Source organism: Candidatus Zixiibacteriota bacterium (assembly GCA_029860345.1).
In the GTDB taxonomy this organism is placed as follows: Bacteria; Zixibacteria; MSB-5A5; order GN15; family FEB-12; genus JAJRTA01.
Genome location: JAOUBJ010000005.1, coordinates 66,935 through 87,949 on the forward strand (window position 1 = coordinate 66,935; position 21,015 = coordinate 87,949).

Sequence of the window (21,015 nt, forward strand, 5' to 3'; positions counted from 1 at the left end):
AATTTGCCGGTTCGATTGTGCCCGGAATGTTGCAAGTTATAGACATGAGGAAACTATTGTCAACCCCGGTCCGGGTAGTCCGTTTGTTTGTGACGGCAAGTTCCTCTGGTTCCTGCGTTCGCCGTAGGCGAGCGTGTGAACCGGAGGATTCCAAGGCTGCTCATACCCAATACCTTAGTGAGAGTCGCAGGGTCACAACCACGTCTGGTGCGTGGTCAGGACCCTGCGAAACCACATTATGACACAGCCTCTGGGGGTGAGGCGGCCAACCACCATCCACCGGCGGCCAGGTCGGCGGGGCGCAACCTCGATTAGATCGATGTCAACACCCGGCGCAATGAAAGCATGGACAAAAAAAAGGGCGGATCAAGAATCCGCCCAGGATCGACGCTGTCTTCCTGAGACCCTTTCGTAACAAAAGGACAACGCCGGGGAACTTTAACTCTGTTCATTGGTGCATCGTTATCTGATACATCTTTTTCAAACTCGAATCAACACTTGGACCCTGTAGCAACTTCAACGAATGCGCTCGACGTGTGGGATCGAGCCTGGCGGTGAGTAAACAGTCTTTGTCTTCGGCGATAATATAATCCTTCGCATGCGAATGTCAAACCGTTTCTGTAGTCTGTGCGCCGGATGTTTGGACGTTGACTAAAGACGCAGAATCTGCTTTCTTGGCGGACAAAGACAACGCCACAGAAGAGGACAACCCATGTCGAATGCATCCGGCGCCGGTACCGGCGAAAGTCTCCGCTCGCAGTTTTTCTCCATGAGCCGTCCGTTTTGGATGGTGAACATCATGGAGATGTTCGAACGACTCGCCTATTACGGCGTGCGTGTGGTCATCCCCATCTACATAGCCCAGGCCGACGCCATCGGCGGGCTGCACTTTTCGCAGTCGGATAAAGGTCTCATCTTCCTTCTGTGGGCGCTGTTTCAATCGCTCACGCCGATGATTTCGGGCGGCTTTGCAGATCGATATGGATACAAGAAGACGATCGCGGCCTCGATAGTCATCAAAATCGTCGGCTACCTGCTGATGGCCACCCAGACCGAATTCTGGCCGTTCCTGATCGGATGCTGCACACTGGCTTTGGGCACGGCGATTTTCAAACCGGGTGTTCAGGCCACCATGTGCTCCGCCCTCACCAAAAAGAACTCGTCGGTGGGCTGGGGAACGTTTTATATGCTGGTGAATATCGGCGCCTTTCTGGGCCCCCCGCTGGCACATTTCCTGTATGGAATCTCGTGGCCGGCTGTTTTCTACGGCTGTGCGGCCATAGTCTCGCTCAATTTCCTGATGTTGCTCACCTACAAGGACCCACCGGCCGGCGGCGAACAGGTAGGTGATCCTCTAAAGGTCTTGTGGATCACCATCAAAAACTTTTTCAATCTGAGATTGATCGTTTTCGTGTTTATAATGTCCGGCTTCTGGCTGATGTTCATGCAACTGTTTGACATGCTGCCGAACTTCATCGTTGATTGGGTAGACTCATCAAAACTGGTGGCTGATCTCAGAATACCGGACTTCATGCTGCAACGCGACTCATTACGCGGTGCGCAAATCACTCAGGAGTGGTTGATCAACGCCAACGCCGGACTGATAATTCTGGCCGTGGTCTACATCAATTTTCTCGTTTCGCGGATGCGTCGGGTGCACTCGATGTTTATCGGGATTTCGATTGCCTCGGTCGGTCTGGTGGCAGCCGGGTTTACTACCAGTGGTTACCTTTGCTTATTGGGAATTTTGATTTTCTCCGTCGGCGAGATGCTTTCCTCGCCGAAAATGAATGAATACCTTGGTGTCATCGCCCCGGAAGGCAAGAAGGGCCTATACATGGGTTACGCCAATATCCCGCAGGGGATCGGTTGGGGCTTGGGGTCGTGGTTTGCCGGACAGGTCTATGATGACATGGGGGACAAAGCCAACCTGGCCATTAGATATATGGCCGACAACAACGGCATCACCGGAATCGACCGCACCGAGGCCATGAACAAATTGGTCGAGGTTACCGGCATGACCCACCAGGAGGCGACCGACATGCTTTGGACGGCCTACCACCCGTATGAATTGTGGTACCAGTTTGCGGCTATCGGGGTAGCGTCGGCCTTGCTGATGCTGGTCTATGCAAAATGGGTGAAGAAATACGAAGCCTCGGATGTGTAACCGATAAATGGGTTTCTTGCGCTTCTTAGGCCATAAATGGCTTTCTCGCCCTTCGCGCGCCAACTGTCATGCCGAGCGCAGTCGAGGCATGGGCGGCAGGACCTCACTCTGAGCGAAGTCGAAGGGTGAGGCTACAAATGTGAGAAACATGAGAAGCAGGTTTATCTGTGTCATTCTGGCGAAGGCCAGAATCCAGTCTTCGAATCCCGAACTGGATGCCGGATCAAGTCCGGCATGACAAGGGAATGAGATGCTTGCCCGCCGCCCCAAACAAGTTTGAGACGGCCACAGATGCTTCTGTCTGAGTCGGAACACACCCCGCCCCGCCGTCGGCGGGGCACCCCTCTCAAGAGGGGATAAGAAGAAAGTGGTTTATCACCGCGATGCGCGAGAAACAGGCTTGAATAAATGCCGCGTCCAAAACTAATCGAACAACTCGCCGAGATGATCAACATCGTGAAACGGTCTCACACCGTGCGCGTGGCTATCGATGGTGTCGATGCCTCGGGAAAAACAACGCTGGCCGACGAACTGGTGACACCCCTTGAGGCCAAAGGTCGGTCGGTCATCAGGGCTTCAATCGACGGCTTCCACAACCCACGAAGCATGCGCTATGGTAGAGGGGCCGACTCCCCCCAAGGTTACTATCACGACTCCTTCAACTATGACATGTTGAGGTCATCACTGCTGACTCCGCTCGGACCTGTCGGCGACGGACAGTATGTCCAGGCCGGTTTCGATTTTCGCACCGACGCTGAAGTTGTATCAGAGAAGAAGTCGGCGCCGGACGGTGCAATTTTACTGTTCGATGGCGTCTTTCTACTGAGACCTGAGCTGATCGAATGCTGGGATTTTTCTCTGTTCGTCGATGTGGGCTTCGACGTTTCGGTCCAGCGTGCGGCACAGCGCGACCAACATCTTTTTGGATCCGCCGATGATGTTCGCGCCAGGTATTTCAACCGGTATGTGCCGGGCCAGAGACTCTACCTACAACAAGCGCAGCCAAAGAGCAGAGCCGACGTCATAGTGAACAATAACATCCCGGAAGATGCTTCAATTGTGCGCGGAAGGCGCCGACCTACCGACTCAGATTAAACCAGACCTCGTTGGCTCCACCTCCGAAATTGGATATAAACAGGTCCAGGTCGCCGTCGCCATCGAGGTCACCCAACGAGACACCGGCATTGGTGGCTCCACCACCCAGACGCATGCCAATGTCGATCAATTCTCCCGAGCCGTCATTGATCCAGGCCTGGTTGGGCAAGCCGAGATTGGATACTACCGCATCCGAGTGGCCGTCACCGTTCAAATCGCCGACACCCAGACGAGCCCTTCGCGTTCCGTGTAGTTCCTGATCGGAGTCCATGAACGACTACATTTCCATTGTCGATCCATGAAACAGTGGCAAGCCACTTTTTCGCGCTACGCGGTGATAAATCACTTTTTCGCGCTACGCGGTGATAAATCACTTTTTCGCGCTACGCGCGTTGGTCATGTCATGCTGAGCACAGTCGAAGGCGTTCTTTCCCACTCGAGAGGGGTGCCCGCTGGGCGGTGTGTGTTCTTCGCCACAATGAGCCAATAACACACCCCTAAATCCCCTCTCAAGAGGGGACTTTGAAAGAACCAACATCACCCGGAGCGAAGTCGAAAGGTGCGCCCAGATGATCGGAATCCACGAACGACTACATTTCCATTGTCGATCCATGAAACAGATGTTAGATTGGGCGCATCGGAAGAAAGCACAAAACAACCCACAAGGAGATAACAATGCCGAACGAGCCGACTTTTGACCTGAAGGCCGCTCACAAGTATTTCTCAGCACACTGTTTCAACTCGGCCTGGGGCCTGATAGACAAAGAGAACCGCACACCGGTAGAAGACCAGGAGATGATCGCCCTCAACCAGGCCTCACTGTGGCACTGGACACAACGTGAGGACTGTACGCCCAAGAATATGTCGATTGGTTATTGGCAGACATCACGCATCTACGCCCTATTGGGCCGTGACCATCCGGCGCGCAAGTACGGACAGCTTAGCCTTGACAACGCCAAAGATGCCGAACCGTTTTTCATCGCCTACGCTCACGAAGCACTGGCCCGTGCCGCCAAGGTGGCCGGTGACACCGGCATGATGCACGAGCATCTAGCTCAGGCACGCAAACAGGCCGAGGCTATCACCGACGCTGAGTCGAAAAAGATGCTTGAGGATGATCTGGATACGATTGGGTAGAAAGTAGGGCGGGGCCGACTTCGAAGCGGCCAGTTATTGTTCAGGGTTCTACATACTTCAGTAGTGGATTCTCCAGGGAATCGTCGGCTGATGGACGCGTCGGAGGGGGGATGAGTAGAATGTCAAATCCGTACATGTGAGCGCTTCTGTCCTTCCAATGTCCGGCTTTTCGTTGATACTCGAAAGTCTGCTTCACTGGTAGCGTCACCGCAAGACTGTCGACAAGTCCACAGGAGTTCATTGCCGCCGATAGAATTCGGTCGTCCCGTGAACTCCATTTCTCAATTCCGTAGCGTAGAGAAAGCCTGTTGCCGCCCGACAAGGAATCAACAGACATTTGCAGACGACGAGCGGTGAGATCATTGTACTCGTTCTGTACCATAGCCAGCACGGCTAGAACGTTGTCCGCGCAAATATAGTGAGCGTCAGGGTGGATGGAGAGTAGGATCAGGCGTTTTGGCTCTTGTCGTATAAGACTCTCTACCAGACCGAATAGAGCATTGAAATCGACAACGTACACTGAAGAAGCAGCGTTCAGTGAATCCGGCGGCAGAAGCTTGGGCAGGTTGTCAGGTTTTACAAACCGTGTGTTCCACCAAATGCGACAATCATCGTCCACTCTAATCTCCACAAGCCATGACTCTCTTATCCCCGTCGATGTTTCGACGGTGGCCGACGTAAGGGCAATCGCCAAGCAACTGTATGTGATAAAGCTACAGAATGTCCTCATATACCTTACCCTGCTTTGTCCACAAGCGAGTCCAATATAAAGACGTGGCTTGAGTGAGTCACGTTCAATTGAATGTCTGTGTACATACAGACAAGAAAGTCAGGACCACAAGGGTCCTGAGTAATAAATCACTTTTGACTGCGCTCAAGGTGACTGACTTGGCGGGTCCACGCCGCGGCGCGCAGGCGAGGACGGACCCACCCTACTTGAGTTCATGCTTCGACTGCGCTCAGCATGACGGAGTCAAGACGCACTTACATTCAATGCCGCGCGAAGCGCAAAAGACACGGCTTGACCGTGTTACCGCAGTGGCGTGTGGTCCTTTGAGTAGTAATCGTTGGTGATCTTCACCAGCAAGCCCGAGAGCGCTATCAGAGCAATCAAATTCGGAATGGCCATGATACCCAAAGCAAGATCGCCGAAGGTCCAGACTTCCTCAAGTTTTAGGACAGACCCCACAAAGATCATGACACAGAACAATAGTCGATATGGTACGATCACCTTGTCGCCGAACAAGTACTGTATCGACCGATCACCATAATATGACCAACTGATCATGGTCGAGGTAGCAAAGAGTATGACCGCCGCCGTCACGATGTAGTTGCCATATCCACCCAGGAATGCAAGTCCCTGCTGGAACGCATAGGCGGTCATCGGTGAGCCGTTCAACGGGGCACCGTTGATTTCAACAGTCCATGCACCGGTCACCACAATGGCCAGTCCGGTGAGGGTACAGATTGTTAAGGTGTCGATGTATGGGCCCATCATTGCCACCGTGCCCTCGCGCACCGGTTCGTCGGTTTTGGCTGCAGCGTGGGCAATTGGCGCCGAACCCTGACCGGCCTCGTTGGAGAATAGGCCGCGCTTGATTCCCCATATTAATGTAAACATGAACCCCGAACCGGCAAAGCCACCCACGGCACCCGGTGGCGTGAATGCCATCGAGACAATGTCCGAAAAGGCGCCGGGAATGCGGTCATAGTTCAACAGAAGAATCAAAAGCGCGCCGCACACATACACTACCGTCATGAATGGTGACAAAAACGCGGTCACCCGACCGATTCGTTTTACGCCGCCGAGAATCACTAAGCCGACCACTATCGCGATAACTAAGCCGGTCATCCAATACGGAAAAGCAAAATCGGAGTTGAGTTGGTCGGCGACGGTGAAGGCTTGAATCGCATTACCGGTAGCCAGGGCGCACACCGAAGCCGAGCCGGCAAAGAGAATGCCAAGCCATTTCCAGCCGAGCGCTTTTTCCATGTAGTACATCGGGCCGCCCGAAGCTGAACCGTCCGGGTTGATCTTGCGGTATTTCATCGACAGTGTACATTCGGCATACTTGAGCGAGGTGCCTAAGATACCGGTGACCCACATCCAGAATAGCGCCCCCGGACCACCGTAGTGGATAGCCGTGGCGACACCGGCAATGTTGCCGATCCCGATAGTTGCCGACAGCGCGGTCGAGAGAGCTTGAAAGTGTGAGATATCCCCTTTGTGTGAGGGATCGTCGTACCGGCCACGGGTGATATCGATGGCATGTTTCAAACGGCGGAGTTGAATCCAGCCAAGCCGGAACGAAATAAACAGTCCGGTGCCCAAAAGCAGGATAATCATAGCCGGGAAGATATCCGGCCAGCCCCAAACGTAACCTGTCGCTTCGTCAATGATGAAACCTATGAATTCCACGTCGCCTCACTATGGTTGAAAGTGCTGATTAGCATGACTGTGTTTCCAATGAAGAATGGCGGGTCCACGCCGCGGCGCGCAGGCGAAGACGGACCCAGCCTACTTAAGTTCACCCTTCGACTCCGCTCAGGGTGAGGTTGTTGGATGCTCCTGGTGAGAGAAAATGGATTCCCGCCTTCGCGGGAATGACAGAAAGGGCGCGAAGCGCGAGAAACAGGGCTTGACCCTGTCGCCATTCGACTGCGCTCAAGGTGAGGTTGTTGGATGCTCCTGGTGAGAGACAATGGATTCCCGCCTTCGCGGGAATGACAGAAAGGGCGCGAAGCGCGAGAAACAGGGCTTGACCCTGTCGCCATTCGACTGCGCTCAGGGCGAGGTTGTTGGATGCTCCTGGTGAGAGACAATGGATTCCCGCCTTCGCGGGAATGACAGAAAGGGCGCGAAGCGCGAGAAACGGGGCTTGACCCTGTCGCCATTCGACTGCGCTCAGGACGACCCTTTGGGCCAGGGGTTTGACCTACAAGACTTGTTCGGGTGTAGAACATTGCTGCAAAACTAAGACAATCCGGATTTGCGGGCAAGGATAAAGTGTGGGAGAGGAAAGGCCGAGGCTTACCGCACTTCTTTCCAGTTGCACACTGAACAGACAAGCTATATGTTTCGTCTTCGGGATAGACGCGAGGTCTGTCACATGTCCCGGCCGACTGTGATGTCCGCCTTGGGACTTCAAGACATGGGAGGTAATATGAACAAGGTTCTAGTCGCAACGCTTCTAACAGCGATGCTCGCAAGCTCGTGTGGTCATTCGAGCAAAACAGTTTACGACCAAGACCCACCGGAGCCGGAGATCGAGTATGAGTTGGGGGTGCGGCTGAGCATGGACCTAAGACCGGGAGACCCGGCCAACTTCAGCGGCCTCGAAGCCACTATCTGTCTGGCAAAGTCCGACAGTTCAGAGCTCCCTCCGGTGACTGAGATCGCCTGGATGAAAGCAATCACCGGTCCTCACTTGTGGTTGTATGTGTTCACGGATCAAGATACCACCGTTGGTTCGCCGATCAAAACCTGTCGCACGGCCGACGGCGGTCCTTTGTGGCCTGAGAACACTCAGGTGGATGTACAGGTTATGATAGTAGATTCTCTTGGCGATTCACTGTGGCTTGAATCCAAGGGTGAGCGGATTTATGTTGCTTATTAGCGATTGACAGAAGCAGATCGGCATCTCGGCGATGCCAACGAGATAACAAAATTCTTGACTGATCGATCTAACGGGGCGTATTATTAGCCACTTGCTTTAGGCCGTAACAGGGTTCGTCCACCGACAACTATTCGGATTGTGCATGGAACAACAAGACTCTGCAAACCCCGACATTTTCTTAAGCTACGCCAGCGAAGACCGCAAGCGCGTTAAACCCCTCGTGGCGGCCCTGGAAAAACGAGGCTGGTCGGTCTGGTGGGACCGCAAGATTCCGGTGAGCGGCAACTACAACGAAGTGATAGGGAATGCCCTGAATGAGTCCCCATGCGTTGTGGTGGTCTGGTCCGAAACCTCCGTGAAATCGAACTTTGTCCAAGCAGAAGCAAGCATCTCGCTTAAAGCTAAAAAATACGTGTCCGTAATGATCGACCAGGTGCCGTTCCCAGTGGAGTTCTACATGCTTCAGGCAGCGAACTTAATTGGCTGGCAGCCGGGTATCGACAATGAGGACTTCGATCATCTGGTGACCGCAATCACAGCGTTAGCAGGCGAACCGAAGCCAGAACCGGTCACAGCACCCAAGGAGACTGCGAGCAAACCGGAACCGGCGCCAGCAATCAAAGAGCCTGCGAGCGAACCGAAGCCGAAAAAGGCGAAGCCGATCAAGGCGTCCGCGAGTAAACCGAAGCCGGAAAAGATGAAGCCGATCAAGAGGTCGGCGGGGGAATCGAAACCCACCACGATGGCTCAAGTTGGCCCTATACCATCTGGGCACGATATTCTTTTAAGTTATGCCAGCGAAGACCGCAATCGTGTAAAGCCGCTGGTGAAGGCACTCGAGGCGGAAGGCTGGTCGGTCCGGTGGGAGCGGGGGATACCACCGGGGAGAACCTTAGCCGAAGTAATCGACGAGGGATTGACATCCTCCAAGTGTGTGGTGGTCGTTTGGTCTAAGAAATCGGTACAATCGAATTGGGTAAAAATTGAGGCCAGCCTCGCATTGGAGCGAAACAAGCTGGTGCCTGTGATGATCGACCATGTAGAACTACCGCTGGAGTTCTACATGATTCCAGCGGCGAATCTGGCGGGCTGGCGGCCGGGTGTGAAGAATGTGGGCTTTGATCAACTGGTGAACGGAATCAAGGCATTTGCAGGCCAACCACGGTCAGCTAAGACACCCAAAGCGAAACCCCGGCAGAGAATACCCTTCCCTGACAAAAGCCGAGGCAAACTCAAAGCCCCATCAAGCAAACCGGTCAAGGGTGCGAGCCTTAGAGAATTCGCGGCTGGGGCGAAGCAGCCAGATGCCAAGAAGATAACCACAAAAAAGAAACCCGCGTCTTCCCCCGGCCAAACCCCTGTTGCCGTGACCGCCGATGAAGTACGACAAATTCTGACACCTCTTAGATCATCCTCAAAGGGTCTGTACATATCACCCGACATCCCTGACAGGAAGCTGAGAGGGGCGATGAAAAAACGGTCTCTGCCGAACGATGAGACTCCTTTGGCCTTAGTCGATCTCACGGTTTGGGGTTCCGCCAGCAGCTGCATGATTGTAGGGGAAAAGGGTGTGTACTATCACAATTGGTGGGCTGCGGAACAACCGGGGTCCGGTGTTCTGCTGTATTCCAGTTTTCCTAAATGCCAGTTCAGTGCGAAAGGGACGAAAGAGGTGCTGCTCGGAAGTCTGGGTTCGATAGATGTAGCCGGCGGAGATTATAAGACAGTGTTGGCTATCCTTGAGGCGCTCAAGCGCTTTTTGGCCCCAAGGAGGCTCCCTTAGCCTCATGTCCTTAGACCTACTGCACGGTTTGGGTTGAACGTATTCTTGTAACCAGTCGAAAATCACCATTCGGGTCGGGAGGATACGCACTGCAAAGCTCTACAAAAAAAATCAGGAGCACCAAGGGCTCCTGACCTACAGTTTCGGCATTCACCCTTCGACTCCGCTCAGTGTGAGGTTGCAAGATTGTCGTGCGTGGTGTACGTCCTCGTGCGCCACGTTTAAGTCATGCTGAGCGCAGTTAAAGCAGGGGAAGACGAGGGCGGCCACAAGTGGCTTCCACCGGCCGCCCACCGTGCCCTCTAGGTGTCGGGCGGGGTCGCCCAACACCACCCGGCGGCAGATGTGGACATCTGCCGGGCACAGAGCAAAGACAGGCTTGCCTGTCATGCCGGACCTTGATCCGGCATCCAGTTCTGCAATCGAAGACTGGATACTGGCCTTCGCCAGTATGACGTAGAAAGAAAAGATGGATTCCCGCCTGCGCGGGAGTGACACGGGGGGCGCGGGAATGACACGGTCAAGCCGTGTTCTTTGCGCTTCGCGAGTGTCAAATCCGCAGTGTCCTCAACCTAAAAGATCCCACAAAAAAAGTCAGGACCACGATGGCCCTGACCTACAATTGACTTATATGTGAGAACCTACGCCGAGGTTTCGGCAGGCTCTTTGGATTCTTCGATGACTTCGTGCTTGCACTGGGGACAGCGAAGGAAATCACCCTTTTTCTTGGATGTCTTTTGAACCATGAACGGATGCTTGCACTCCGGACAAGGTTTTTTCACCGGCGGGTCCCAACTGGCAAAATCACACTTGGGATATTTCGAACAGCCATAGAATATTTTCTTGCCGCGAGTACGCTTCTCGGTAATCTGGCCTTTGCAGCCGTCGCGCGGACAATCGATACCCAGCGTGATTGCTTTGGTCGTCTTGCAATCAGGATAGGCCGAGCAAGCCAGGAATCGTCCGAAACGTCCGACCTTGACGACCATCGGTGAACCGCACTTTTCGCACACCTCGTCGGTTTCCATCTGCGCTTCTTCACCGGGCAGCGGTTTGGTCGTCTTGCATTCAGGATAGGCCGAGCAGGCCATGAAGCGACCGTTACGACCCCACTTGATGACCATCGGTGAGCCGCACTTTTCGCACTTTTCATCGGTCGTCTCGACCATCGACTCTTTGATTTTCTTCTCTTTGCCTTTCAGGTGGCCGATCGTTTCCATGAACGGATCATAGAAAGTGCGCATCACCGTGACCCAGTCTTCTGCGCCTTCTTCGATCTGGTCGAGGTCTTTTTCCATATTGGCCGTGAAAGCGACATTGAAAATATCCGGCAGGTTTTCGACGAGAATTTTGTTAACCGTATTGCCGAGTTCGGTGGGCGTCAGTTTGCGCTCCTGCGACTCGACGTACTTGCGGTCTTTCAATGTCGAAATGATCGAGGCATAGGTCGAAGGTCGTCCGATCCCGTCCGCTTCCAGTTCCTTGACCAACATTGCCTCAGAAAAGCGAGGCGGCGGTTTGGTAAAGGCCTGGTTCGGTTTCAACTCGACCAAGTTGAGGTTTTCGCCTTTTGAGAGATCGGGCAGGGAGTCGACTTTGTCGCCATTGCCGTTTTCATCCGGCTCTTTTGTCTCGTGGTATAGTTTCAGGAAACCATCGAACACCAGTTTCTGCGTGGTCACGCGGAAGGTGAACCGTCCGGCTTCGATATCGACCGTCACAACGTCAAACTTGGCCGGATTCATCTGCGAGGCCACGAACCGATTCCAGATCAGGCTGTACAGTTTGAACTGTTGTGGCGTGAGAGCTTTTTTGACTTTTGCAGGCGGCAGGGTCAAGTAGGTCGGACGGATCGCTTCGTGCGCATCCTGGGCGCTCTTTTTCTTGCCATACGGAATGGGTTTCGGCGGCAGGTAGTCTTTGCCGAACTCTTTGCCGATGTATGACCGCACCGCCGACAGGGCTTCTTTGGATACACGCACCGAGTCGGTCCGCATATAGGTGATCAAACCGGTCGGTCCGTCCTGCCCGATTTCGATACCCTCGTAGAGCTTCTGGGCCGTAGACATGGTGGCTTTGGGCGACATCCGATAGACCTTGGCGGCGTCTTGCTGCAACGTGGAGGTAATAAACGGCGGCAGCGGACGACGACTGCGCTCGGTCTTCTTAATCTCTGCGACCTGATACTTTGCTTCTTTGAGCTCGTCGAGGTATCCTTTGACCTCTTTTTCGGAGCCGATGGTGATTTTTTTGGCTCCTTTTTCGGTGGGGCGAACCACCGTCTTGCCGTCGATCTGGTACAGTCGAGCGGTGAATTGTTCCTTTTTGTCGGTGGCTAAGTCAGCAGCGATCTGCCAGTATTCCTGCGGCTTGAAAGCCAGAATCTCCGCCTCACGCTCGCAAACCAAACGCAGCGCGACCGACTGAACACGACCGGCCGACAGATTGCGCGCGACCGTTTTCCACAAGAAAGGGGATACGGTGTAGCCGACAATGCGATCCAACACCCGGCGGGCCTGCTGGGCGTTGACTCTGTTCATGTCGATTTCGCGTGGGTTCTGGATAGCTTCGTTCACGGCCGATTCGGTGATTTCGTTGAAAGCTACCCGCACCATTTTGGTATTTTTCTGGTCGATACTATTGGCCACATGCCAGGCAATTGCCTCCCCTTCGCGGTCCGGGTCGGGGGCCAGGTAGACAGTGGTGGCTTTCTTGGCTGCTTTTTTGAGCGCCGCGATCACCTTTTCTTTGCCTTTGATAACCTGATAGTCCGGCTTGAAGCCGTCTTCGACATCAATACCGATTTTGGATTTGGGCAGATCGATAACATGACCCACTGTGGCCAGGATTTCAAAATCCTTGCCCAGGAAACGACTCAAGGTCCGTGTCTTGGCCGGGGACTCAACTATGACTAAATTCTTCGGCATTCTGCAAATATGGTCCTAACCGATGTTTACCTTATTACATCGTTTCGGGGCGATTAAACTTAACCTTTCCATCCAAAACATCTTTCAGCGCCACGGCCGTGATTTTTCGGGTTTCCAGGTCAACCGACGGGTCTTCACCCATGCGCTCCAGTTGCTCCAGCCGGACTGCATTGAGCTTTCTGGCGTGCTGGGAGGCGACAATTACGGCCTCGTAGGTGTTTAAGTTCAACTGTTTCAAACCTTCAATCGAGAACAAGGGCATTTAAGCCTCCTATCTAAAAGAACAATACGTTAACTACCAAACCTTTGCTTTTGTTCCATCGGCAGGTTCTCTGTGCGAAACGAAGCTGCCTCTATAATAGTGCGAACCTGTTTAACTGCTTTGCTAAGATCATCATTGACAACGGCATAGTCGAAACGGTGGTAGAGGTTCATTTCTTTCCGGGCGTTGTCAAATCGTACTTTTAACTGCGCTTTGGTTTCGGTGCCGCGCTGTTTGAGGCGTTTTCTCAGCACCGTGGTCGAGGGTGGCAATATAAAGATCGTAATCGCCTGCTTGTAAACTCTCTTAAGTCGTTGAGCGCCCTGAACATCGACATCCAGTAGCATCACGCCGCCCTGTTTAAGCACCTTTTCCAATGGTCCCTTCGGCGTACCATAGTTGTACAGATGAACCTTGAATTGTTCGGCAAAAAAACCAGCGTCCGCTTTTTTTTGAAAATCCGACTCGCCCACAAAATGATACTCACGACCTTGTCGCTCACCGCGTCGTCTTTGCCGTGTCGTACAGCTTATGGAAAAACGCCAGCCGAGTTTTTTTCGGGAAGGGGTGAGCAGTTTTCGACAAATCGAGGTTTTGCCGCCCCCGGACGGCGATGAGATAATCACAATTCTGCCCGGTTTTTCATAGGAAGGGGAGACCTTGGGGCTGTGTCGATCTGGGCTATTCAACGTTCTGGACCAGTTCCCTGAGTCTCTCGACTTCGTCTTTGACATTGATTGAAGCCTTGGTGATGCTGATTTCCGAGGCTTTGGAAGCTATAGTATTGGCTTCGCGGTTCATCTCCTGGAGGATAAAATTGATAGTCTTGCCTATTGAACCTTTTTGCTTCATGGTGGCTCTGAACTGCTCTACATGGCTGATCATCCGGGTACATTCTTCGGCAATATCGGTTTTCTCAGAATAGACTGCGATTTCTTCCTCCAACCGGACCTGATCGGCCGCCGGTCTGGCCAGCAACTCTTCGATACGGTCGGTCAGCCGCTGACGATACTGCAAAACGGCCTGGGGCGCCTTGGCCATAATCTCTTTATTGAGACGGCTTATAATGGTGAGTCGTTCTGCCATATCCCGGGCCATGGCCTGACCTTCCTCTTTTCGCATGCCGATCAGCGAAGTTACCGCCTTCTCCACCGAACGTTTCAAGGGCGGCCAAAACTTATCCTGGTCGGCCCCTGTTTGATCGGAGCTACAAATCTCCGGTAGCGCCAGCAAGTCGCTCAACTTGATGTCATCAACCAACTTGAGTTCTTTATTGAGTTTTTTCAGTTGCTGATAATAAGAGCGTGCAGCCGCTTGATTGACCGGGTACTTTTCCGGTGCGCCCTCGGGCATCTCATAGTTTACAAACAGGTGCACCTTGCCCCGCTTGAGTTTACTGGAAACCAATTGCCGGACGCTTGGCTCCAGGGAGAAGAATGAACGCGGCAAGCGAAGGGATATCTCCAGGAAGCGGTTGTTGACACTGGCCACTTCGGTGGTAAACTTGCCGTTCTTAGTTGTCACTTCGGCTCTGCCGAATCCTGTCATCGAATTCATTATATATATTCCCAGTACGCTGGATTGCGGACAAAAATAGAGTCTTGCAGCTATTTGTCAACCGAATTCGACACCACGGCGTTAGTTTCGCCTTTCTGGCCGGTTTGGCGGCTCGGTTCGATATCGACGATAGCCCCGGCCGGGGTCGGCCGTATGGACGGTTCCGAGATGTTGGAGAGACGTTTCAAACTGGATTCAATTCGTTCGGCCGACTGCCTTATCATGGTAACTTTACGGGCCACATCCGGACTGTGTTTCCTGGACTCCTTGAGAATCAACTCAGAAATACCCAGGATAGCCATCAGTGGGTTATTGATCTCGTGCGACAGAGTACCGGCGGCCGTTCTCATCATTTGCGCTTGCGTCTCGGTCGGTTTTTCTTTGCGGCCTACCCAATTGACCGACTCACCCACCGGCCTGCGCAGAACTTCCTCAATGACGGTGGTGACGGTCCTGGGATAGCCGTCTTTTCTGGTCAGGCAATAGACCGCTTTGACCGAAGTAATCCGGCGCGGCGAGATGCTGTCGTCGGCCGGCAGCGAGACGATGATCGGCAGGTCTGCGACCAAATGGCGAATCGACTGAACGACCTCCACTACGCCAACATCGCCACTCTCCACGTGGATAATGGCCAGATCAAAGCTACGCGCTCGCAATATACATAAGGCTCTGGGTGGATCACAAACGGCGGGATCGCAGCCTTCGAAAAGTTCACCTATTTCGTCCAACAGGATCATTGCCCCATAGCGCTCGTCGCACACCACCAAGACTTGCAGTTGGGTATCCATGGTCAGGATCCGCTCCGAATAGTCTGGGGCAGCATGACGGCAAAACGGGTACCGACTCCCTCTTTGGAGGCGCCTCGGATTTTGCCGCCGAGATCATGCACCAGAAGTCGGGACAGTCCCAGTCCGGCCCCGCCGCTTCGACGCGGGATACCTGTCGCCTTCGGTGGCAGGTAGATATCGAACAAGCGCTGGAATTGCCGACGCGGCATCCCGGCCGCCTCGTCTGTCACTGCGATACGGCAGTGGTCGCCGATCATGCTGACGTCTACCGACAAGGTAACTTCGTTCTTTGGATTATGCCTTACGCAGTTGGTCATGAGGTTCCTGAGCACGGCCGCCAAACGGACCCGGGAAGTTTTGATTGAGGGTAGCCCGGCATGCATGCAATTGATAGTGACATCCGGAAACTCGCCGCGCACGGTTTCAGTCGCTTCGTCGACCAGATCGCCCAGACTGACGGCGACCGACGACGAGGGCTGACGCCTGGCATAAAGGAGTGAACTATCGGCCAGTATCTGATGCATGGTGCGGACCGCTTCGTGCAGTCGGTTCAATCCGGAATCATCCAGGTGCTTCACCTGGCGACAGTAATCACGACTCACCTGCTCGGCCCCACCGGCCAAGTCATCCAAAGCCGGTTTCAGGCCATCGACCAGCGAAGACCAGACCGACGTCTCATGGTGGGTTTCGGAGTCGTTGTCAGGTGCCTGCGACCGCGGTATCAGCACCCAGCAGGCGGTTTGGTCACCCGGTTGGTCGCCAAACCGAATTATCACCAACAGGTACTGGGCGCCAGAACCAAGAGTGAGATCGATTCGCAGATCAGCGGTGTCGCTGTCTCGCAACTGCTCATGGATCAAGGCCGCCCATCCGCTGGAGTCATCCCCTTCGAGCAAGTCGACAAAGTCCCGGCTTGTTTCACCGGGCGAGAGTTGGTCGAGCATTTCGACCAGGATCGGATTGTAACCTACAATAGTGCCGTCGGCATCGGTCAAGAGAGCTCCGAAGCCGAGGGTCGACAAAAAGCCGATAGTGAACTTCATGTCGATACCGGGATCAGTATCGTCGGACGATGCAGGTGCCGCGCTGAACAACTTTTCGGCCACCTGTAAGGCCAGCCGGGCGCGGGCCGTAGCCTGAGGTTGCATATCGGAGGGCATCTGCGCAGAGAAGACAAAGCGCAGCAGGCAGGAACGGTTGTCAAGAGTAGCAGAAGCCACAAACTCGGGCAACGCTTCGATATCAGCATCACCGGCGTGTGCGGCGCTTTCATCACCCAGGGCGTAAACCTCGTTCGTCTGTGCCACCCGGTGGTGCAGCTCGGTCGGTTCGGTGATCGTTTCGAAACTGAACGGCTCGGAGCTACCGGCCTGAGCCCCGGCTATCGCTTCGAGTCTGTCTTCGACGATCAAGTAGATAGCCGCTTGCTCGGCTTGAGTGTATTGACACAGCAGGTCGGGCAACCAACTCAAGCAATCGCCCGGCTCCAGGGCAAGACAGCGCTGGATGAAATCCTCAGTGGTGAAGCTTTCGTCAACCTCATCGGACGGCTGAACGGATTGGCTCCGTTGGTTCAGGATCAGTAAGTAGTTGACCGGGTTGCCGGCGGCGAAACAAAGCGAAATGGTAGCGTCAACCTCAATGGCGTTACCGGATTTACCAAGCAGGGTGAGCAGCGCATGGTCATAGTGGGTTTCATAATGGTTTCGATCCGACAGCACCTGTTCGATCAGAGCTTTCGAGGAAGTGTCCAGGTAATCGAGAATCGATTTGCCGAACAGCTCGACGCATGCGTACCCCAACAGTTTTTCTGTTTGTGCATCGACAACGACGAAGCGCCCTCGCAGATCAATCTTGCAGACGGCACAGCGACATATTCCGGTCGAACCGGTGAGCGTTCCAGTAGTCATTCAGCTCGCGTCTCAGTTTGACTTCAGCAACTTGAGGACCACCTGTTGCCGCCCGGTGGTGACCACAGCCATATAGACGCCGGCGGCTGCCGGGTCGCCTTGCTGGTTGCGACCATTCCAGGCCAACATGGTCCATTCCCTTATGCTATCGGTCGATCCGGGATGCGAGTTGACTTTTTCCCATATCTTTTCGCCTGAGACGTTGAATACTGAAACACTCTTGAGCGGTCCGACCGATGGGTCCACGAAGAACCTGACCGAGTCTATAAAGGGATTCGGACCGGCAAAAACCTGACGGTCGGTCGGTACGAAAGTCTCAAGATATATCGTAGTGCTGTCTGAATACCGGTCGAACTCTGCGATCAGTCGAAAACTGACCTGGGGTGGGTTATCCGATGAGCCGGTGACCGACAAGAAACCGCTGCCATCGCCGAAATCATGCAGCACAACCCCGGCCGGTGGTTCTCTCAAAGACAACCGCGGCATGGTTCCGTTGTTGCCGGTAACGGTAAACGGCACCTCGCGCAGTTCACCCACGGTAACCCGGATGGTGTCGATCTCTGCAAGCGTGGCTACGCCCGAAGATCGAAAAGCATTGAACAGGCCGTAGCCGAGATCGTTGTCCGGACTTTCGGCCTGGCTGGCCGTGGAGCGGGCCAGTTGACGAAACTGCTCGGCGGTCAGACTTTGGTCGTATTGCAGAGCCAAGGCCGCGCCGCCGGCCACCAGCGGAGCGGAAAAAGAAGTCCCCTGGGCAAATGTAAAACCACCATTCGGTTCGGGGCGAATAGTATAGATGGCAGCGCCCATGGTGGTCACATCCGGTTTAATACGACCGTCGGCGGTCGGACCGGGCGAGGAGAACCCAGCCAGCGTTGAATCCGGCCAGACGGCGCCGATAGCCAGCACACTGTCACCATCGGCCGGGGCACCCACAGAGTTCCACGAAGTCCCGCGACTGTTACCGGCGGATGTAACAACTATGATGTTCTTCGAGGCCGCGATGTCGGCGGCGATTGTAATCAAGGCCGTGTTGCCGTCCATGTCATCAAGCGTGTAGCTGCCTGAGTCGGTGAACTGTGTGTAGCTCAACGACGACGTGATGATGTCGGCGCCGATTGAGTCGGCCCATTCGGCAGCCGCTATCCAGTTGTCCTCTTCCAGCTTGATCTCAGTACCGCCGCAGACAATCTCCGTTTTGGCCAGAACGAAATCGGCGTCCGGGGCCACACCGATCATCGTGTCGGCCGCAAAAGCTGCAATTACGCCGTGCACCAGAGTTCCGTGGTAGTTCTGAGTGCCGCTGCCGGTGCACTCGTTTTCGCTGACCGATGTGTCCTGGTTTATGAAGTCGTAGCGCGCGACAATCGAGGCGCCCGACAAAGCCGGGTGGTCGGTGTCGAATCCGGTATCGAAAACGCCGATCATGACGCCTCGACCGGTGATACCCATTTGGTGCAAGCGGTCCGCTTGCAAAATCCGGTTTTGTGTCAACGACTGACCGTATCCAAAGTCGATGGCGGGCTTCCGATGGTGACCACGATCAAATTTCACCTCAGGCGGGATAGGCGCCATGAGCGAACGCAGGGTGTGGACTTGCTTGACAAAGGGCAGCGTGGCCGCTTGTGCTATCTGAGCAGGGTCGGCGGTTACCGCGACCGCTTTGAGATAGCGTGAGGCATGCCGGATGGTCAGGCCGAGATCAACTATGCGTTGCAGGGCGGTATCGGCGATTGGATAGTCACTGCGGTCGATCAACCATCGCGATGGATCAACTTTGGCCCGTCTGTCCCGAGCGCGAGTGGTCAACGGGATCGGCTGACCGGCGACAGCCGTGCTGTCAACGAAGAGCCAGTAGATGTTCGGGTATGGTCCTTCGGCGACCGTGGCCTGTGCTTCGCGGGTGAATTTGTCCAGGGGCAAAATGGGTGACCCCGAGACCTCCGGTTCCGGTGCTTCTTGCGTTCGCGCCAGGCGAATGTGTGTACCGCCTATTGGGCCATCCGACACTGGCAGGGTTTCACTTTCGACTACGTCGAATGCAAGACCCTGCGAAACGATAATTGCGAAAAGCAATAACAGCCGAGGCATTTTCTTATCGCTCCTCCCAAAGCGTATGGAGAACAGGAGAGACAGCGCAGGAATCGGTCGCAGTTTCCAGTTGTGGCAAAGAGTCCAACCAAGCTCTGAGGTCTTCGTTGGTCCGAAGCTCGAATCTGTGGTCCTGGGACCACGAGCCAATGGCATCCCATAAGACAGAATCACCAACCTGGGCTTCTACACCACACAGCATCCGGGGGACCGTGCGTAACCAGGGTTCGACATGCTTTGTTATGCGCTCATTCCTGTCGAAACTCTTCCACATCGATTCGTGCCCTTCTATCATTGAGAAGCCTTCCCGGCCGGAGATGTCATATATCAGGTTTAGAGTGGTGTAATACTCAAGGCCGCGTTGATATGGCAATTGGTCGGCAGAGTCGGACAGTCCGGGTGAGAACCAGCAAGGGGTCAGATTATGAGCAAGGGTGGCCAGGTACAAGGAGGGTTCCATGGGATCGTAAAGTGTCAGTAACAGGTTCCTTGAAAACACCTGCACCCGGTAGATTCGTGAAGGAGCGATCCTCAAGTGCTTAAGCGGAAACATACCCAGCCTGGTTTGGAGCCTTCGCACCATCCGGGCGGCATCTTTAGCCACAACACCCGCCCAAACGTCGGCCAACTCAGGTGGGTAGCAGACTTCGATGGTCAAACTGTCGACGTAGGCGCGGTCGCGCAGGAGTCCCTTCTGTGCGAATACATTGAAATCGATCGTGTTATGCGAACGGATGAAGTAGGTCTTTTTGCCGTGTTCAAAAACCGGCGTGTATTTCATTCCGGCATACGACTGTTGGTGCTGGTGGACGATATCGACATAGATCGAATCGTCATGGGCCGGGGGCAAGAGACCGTAGTGTTCTTTGTGGTTCACCAATTCGCCGGGATGCACGAGGTGCCACGCCGAATCGACACCGACCGATACGGTGAAGTCGGCAAACGACGGCACCGCCCGATCTGTCATGCCGCTGGTGGGAGTGTACCATCGCCCCTCGTGGTAAGCTGCGACCCTGGGATACCAACCGGCGTAGGCCACTCCGTCCCTACCGTTGTCCGAATCCATCTGCGACTCAAACGTCATGATGAAGAACGCTCTCTCACCCGGCTCAAGCGGTTGCGGCAGAGTTACGGTGATGGTTTGGCCGTCGATTGCCAGTTCATTTTCCGACAGCGGAACACCGCGGTAGAGCATTGAGTCCAGGTGTACGAACGGCGGCTCGACCATTGTGGTACTGTCACGGGGGTCGACAATCGGAATCCCGGTGAACATCCGGATGTCGGCCAGTGTATCTGAGCTGCGATTGGTGAACTCGATCTCCATCAGACCGCGAGCCAGCGACGAGTCCGGTTTCAGTTCACCTCGGAACCGGACCTGCACCGGGGGAACCCGGCGCGGCTTGAAAGTGCTCATGTCGGGATGCTGGTGTCCGTGGGTCTGGGCGGTGGTGGTGGCTGTTAACAGAATGACCAGAGCAAATGTGACCAGACTTATCAGCACGGGGAATAGATGCCCGCCTTGGCGGGCATGGCAGAGTGCGGGCGGCCCACAGCTTGCCGTGGGATTTGCTGTTTGTCGAAACCTCACTTCGTGACCCCTTCGGGGCAGGGGTTTCGACCTACTGGCGCCGTCAGGCGAGTCGCCTGACAGCACGGGGAATGGATGCCCGCCTTCGCGGGC

16 protein-coding genes are annotated in these 21,015 nt (G+C 54.6%); 5 read left to right on the top strand and 11 right to left on the bottom strand.

All coding sequences use genetic code 11. The features are described from left to right. The first annotated feature begins 712 nt into the window (after positions 1-712). A complete protein-coding gene (locus OEV49_06810) occupies positions 713-2,167 on the top strand; it encodes an MFS transporter (GenBank protein ID MDH3890778.1) in 1,455 nt (484 codons plus the stop codon). A 408-nt stretch (positions 2,168-2,575) separates the two neighbouring features. Beyond that, the gene (locus OEV49_06815; GenBank protein ID MDH3890779.1) at positions 2,576-3,262 is read left to right on the top strand and encodes a uridine kinase; all 687 of its coding nucleotides are present in this window, start codon (positions 2,576-2,578) and stop codon (positions 3,260-3,262) included. Here the strand turns inward: OEV49_06815 and OEV49_06820 are convergent. Then, positions 3,246-3,533 (bottom strand): FG-GAP-like repeat-containing protein, encoded by a 288-nt coding sequence (locus tag OEV49_06820; GenBank protein MDH3890780.1) that lies wholly within the window; start codon positions 3,531-3,533, stop codon positions 3,246-3,248. The two genes, OEV49_06815 and OEV49_06820, sit on opposite strands and share 17 nt — an antisense overlap. A 404-nt stretch (positions 3,534-3,937) precedes the next feature. Between OEV49_06820 and OEV49_06825 the strand changes: the two genes are divergently transcribed. Further along, positions 3,938-4,399, top strand: coding sequence for a hypothetical protein (locus tag OEV49_06825; GenBank protein ID MDH3890781.1), 462 nt, complete (start codon positions 3,938-3,940; stop codon positions 4,397-4,399). A 40-nt stretch (positions 4,400-4,439) separates the two neighbouring features. Here the strand turns inward: OEV49_06825 and OEV49_06830 are convergent, their stop codons facing one another. Further along, positions 4,440-5,129: a hypothetical protein gene (locus OEV49_06830; GenBank protein ID MDH3890782.1), complete on the bottom strand. Its 690-nt coding sequence runs from the start codon at positions 5,127-5,129 to the stop codon at positions 4,440-4,442. 300 nt (positions 5,130-5,429) lie between these two features. Then, positions 5,430-6,809 (bottom strand): sodium:alanine symporter family protein, encoded by a 1,380-nt coding sequence (locus OEV49_06835; protein MDH3890783.1) that lies wholly within the window; start codon positions 6,807-6,809, stop codon positions 5,430-5,432. Between the two features lie 754 nt (positions 6,810-7,563). Here OEV49_06835 and OEV49_06840 point away from each other — a divergent pair. Then, entirely contained in the window at positions 7,564-8,016 is a 453-nt protein-coding gene (locus OEV49_06840; protein MDH3890784.1) for a hypothetical protein, read from the top strand. Between the two features lie 142 nt (positions 8,017-8,158). Continuing rightward, positions 8,159-9,799 (top strand): TIR domain-containing protein, encoded by a 1,641-nt coding sequence (locus OEV49_06845; protein MDH3890785.1) that lies wholly within the window; start codon positions 8,159-8,161, stop codon positions 9,797-9,799. A 641-nt stretch (positions 9,800-10,440) separates the two neighbouring features. On the opposite strand, the gene topA is transcribed toward OEV49_06845, so the two are convergent. From topA to OEV49_06885, 8 genes are read right to left on the bottom strand one after another with little or no spacing between them, the layout of a single operon-like run. Next, positions 10,441-12,726 (bottom strand): type I DNA topoisomerase, encoded by a 2,286-nt coding sequence (topA, locus tag OEV49_06850; protein MDH3890786.1) that lies wholly within the window; start codon positions 12,724-12,726, stop codon positions 10,441-10,443. 34 nt (positions 12,727-12,760) lie between these two features. Beyond that, positions 12,761-12,988: a hypothetical protein gene (locus tag OEV49_06855; GenBank protein MDH3890787.1), complete on the bottom strand. Its 228-nt coding sequence runs from the start codon at positions 12,986-12,988 to the stop codon at positions 12,761-12,763. Positions 12,989-13,017: 29 nt separating this feature from the next. Next, positions 13,018-13,614 (bottom strand): guanylate kinase, encoded by a 597-nt coding sequence (gene gmk, locus OEV49_06860; GenBank protein ID MDH3890788.1) that lies wholly within the window; start codon positions 13,612-13,614, stop codon positions 13,018-13,020. Positions 13,615-13,669: 55 nt separating this feature from the next. Next, complete coding sequence (locus tag OEV49_06865; GenBank protein MDH3890789.1) at positions 13,670-14,545, bottom strand: YicC family protein; 876 nt, start codon at positions 14,543-14,545, stop codon at positions 13,670-13,672. Between the two features lie 50 nt (positions 14,546-14,595). After that, the gene (locus OEV49_06870; protein ID MDH3890790.1) at positions 14,596-15,333 is read right to left on the bottom strand and encodes a hypothetical protein; all 738 of its coding nucleotides are present in this window, start codon (positions 15,331-15,333) and stop codon (positions 14,596-14,598) included. A 2-nt stretch (positions 15,334-15,335) separates the two neighbouring features. Further along, positions 15,336-17,243 carry an ATP-binding protein gene (locus tag OEV49_06875; GenBank protein ID MDH3890791.1) on the bottom strand — a complete coding sequence of 636 codons (1,908 nt, stop codon included), beginning with the start codon at positions 17,241-17,243 and terminating at the stop codon, positions 15,336-15,338. Positions 17,244-17,255: 12 nt separating this feature from the next. Continuing rightward, the gene (locus OEV49_06880; protein MDH3890792.1) at positions 17,256-19,334 is read right to left on the bottom strand and encodes a S8 family serine peptidase; all 2,079 of its coding nucleotides are present in this window, start codon (positions 19,332-19,334) and stop codon (positions 17,256-17,258) included. Between the two features lie 4 nt (positions 19,335-19,338). Then, entirely contained in the window at positions 19,339-20,835 is a 1,497-nt protein-coding gene (locus OEV49_06885) for a hypothetical protein (GenBank protein ID MDH3890793.1), read from the bottom strand. Positions 20,836-21,015: the final 180 nt, after the last annotated feature.

What these genes read in the sequence shown, in the direction of transcription:
- OEV49_06810 (MDH3890778.1), top strand. Translation starts at nt 713, where the DNA reads ATGTCGAATGCATCCGGCGCCGGTACCGGCGAAAGTCTCCGCTCGCAG.
- OEV49_06815 (MDH3890779.1), top strand. Translation starts at nt 2,576, where the DNA reads ATGCCGCGTCCAAAACTAATCGAACAACTCGCCGAGATGATCAACATC.
- OEV49_06820 (MDH3890780.1), bottom strand. Translation starts at nt 3,533, where the DNA reads ATGGACTCCGATCAGGAACTACACGGAACGCGAAGGGCTCGTCTGGGT.
- OEV49_06825 (MDH3890781.1), top strand. Translation starts at nt 3,938, where the DNA reads ATGCCGAACGAGCCGACTTTTGACCTGAAGGCCGCTCACAAGTATTTC.
- OEV49_06830 (MDH3890782.1), bottom strand. Translation starts at nt 5,129, where the DNA reads ATGAGGACATTCTGTAGCTTTATCACATACAGTTGCTTGGCGATTGCC.
- OEV49_06840 (MDH3890784.1), top strand. Translation starts at nt 7,564, where the DNA reads ATGAACAAGGTTCTAGTCGCAACGCTTCTAACAGCGATGCTCGCAAGC.
- OEV49_06845 (MDH3890785.1), top strand. Translation starts at nt 8,159, where the DNA reads ATGGAACAACAAGACTCTGCAAACCCCGACATTTTCTTAAGCTACGCC.
- topA (MDH3890786.1), bottom strand. Translation starts at nt 12,726, where the DNA reads ATGCCGAAGAATTTAGTCATAGTTGAGTCCCCGGCCAAGACACGGACC.
- OEV49_06855 (MDH3890787.1), bottom strand. Translation starts at nt 12,988, where the DNA reads ATGCCCTTGTTCTCGATTGAAGGTTTGAAACAGTTGAACTTAAACACC.
- OEV49_06865 (MDH3890789.1), bottom strand. Translation starts at nt 14,545, where the DNA reads ATGAATTCGATGACAGGATTCGGCAGAGCCGAAGTGACAACTAAGAAC.
- OEV49_06870 (MDH3890790.1), bottom strand. Translation starts at nt 15,333, where the DNA reads ATGGATACCCAACTGCAAGTCTTGGTGGTGTGCGACGAGCGCTATGGG.
- OEV49_06875 (MDH3890791.1), bottom strand. Translation starts at nt 17,243, where the DNA reads ATGACTACTGGAACGCTCACCGGTTCGACCGGAATATGTCGCTGTGCC.
- OEV49_06880 (MDH3890792.1), bottom strand. Translation starts at nt 19,334, where the DNA reads ATGCCTCGGCTGTTATTGCTTTTCGCAATTATCGTTTCGCAGGGTCTT.